This window comes from Microvirga massiliensis (assembly GCF_001006805.1).
In the GTDB taxonomy this organism is placed as follows: Bacteria; Pseudomonadota; Alphaproteobacteria; order Rhizobiales; family Beijerinckiaceae; genus Microvirga; species Microvirga massiliensis.
Genome location: NZ_LN811361.1, coordinates 170,523 through 171,834, shown reverse-complemented (window position 1 = coordinate 171,834; position 1,312 = coordinate 170,523). Strand labels below are relative to the sequence as shown.

General features: G+C 52.9%; 1 protein-coding gene. It reads left to right on the top strand.

The window, feature by feature from the left end; all coding sequences use genetic code 11:
- Positions 1–1,108 precede the first annotated feature (1,108 nt).
- A complete protein-coding gene (locus BN1233_RS47445; protein ID WP_154678314.1) occupies positions 1,109–1,282 on the top strand; it encodes a hypothetical protein in 174 nt (57 codons plus the stop codon).
- The last annotated feature ends 30 nt before the right edge of the window (positions 1,283–1,312 follow it).

The window sequence follows — 1,312 nt, the reverse complement described above, 5'->3', positions numbered from 1 at the left end:
AGGGAGTAGGTCTATTCTTAAGCGGGCTCTTACCGGGAGTTCGAGGTACTGCATTCCGCCAGAATAACACTGTCAAGCAGGTCTGATGCTGTCCGCAAAGAAAGGCCACAATTGTGATCCGGGCTGCCCTAATGAGACCCGAATTAGGACCCACCTTCCACAAGGGAATGCGAGGGAGGTCTCCGACGATGTCAGGCGGAAGACTTGCTGGTCGAGCCCCCATTCAATCCGATACAGAACTCCTGCGTGCGATCCGTAACGATCTCCGGGACGTGTATGAGGTCATCCTGCAACGGCCGCCACCTCACAACGTTCGCGCGGTGATCTCCCGGCTCGATTACGAATGGGCACTTGACGAAATCAAGGGCCGGTCGTGCAGATTAGGCGGGCGTGTTACCTGATCAGGAACCGACACAGAAAGGAGCCCCGCCCGGTATGAGGCGACTGGGCGGGGAAGCAGAGTCACTGCCCGCCGAGGCAGGCCGTTAAAGCTGCTAAGTGTTTCGCCCTCCAAGACGCATATGGATGTGGTACTTATCTCCAAGTTAGTTACCAGGCTTGTAGCTGCCACCAGACCGGGAACTGCTCGATCCGGCAATCGCATCGGAGGTCAGCGGGGTCGACAGGAGCAGGGTGATGGTCGGAGGGGCTGTGGCAGCAAATTTCCCCCCTCCTCGGGAACTCCCGACGATCATCCTCGCCGGATGACACTTGATCCTGTGCGGGCAGTCGATTCGCGTCCCATCGAGACTCTCCTTGAGGTGCGAATGATCCGTCTCATTCACATCAGATGACGGTAGTCGGTTCCAGAGTAGAAGCTGAGAGCCTCCAAAAGAGTACTCCAAAGGAGTAGTCGGGAGTAAAGAACTTCCTACGGACTGGCCCCGTCGGGCGCTGTGAAGGCAGTCATTTTGAGGACTGTCCAATAGAGCAAGCTGTATGCATAGTCGAGCCGGGAGACCGCAGGCGGAATTCCGTAGCCAATGTTTAGGCTGAAATTCCACTGCCAATATTTAAGCTGAGAAGAACAATTTGAGGAAGCCTGTTTGCTTTCTGTAACAGAAAGCATCTTCATTCGCGTTCAACTCGTGCTGAGAGGGATGGGAAAATGGAAAAATCAGTGGCTGAATATAAGAAAAGATTTAAGAGGCCAGAATTCGAGCTTATAGCAATTGCTGACAATACAGAGGAGATGGCAAAGTCTTTCGATGATATCCAGATTTTGCTATCTGACATTAGAGAATTGCTGGTCGAGATTAGGGATAAATTGAAGGATGCTTGAGCCATCCGAGAAATAAATGGGCCTCCTAGA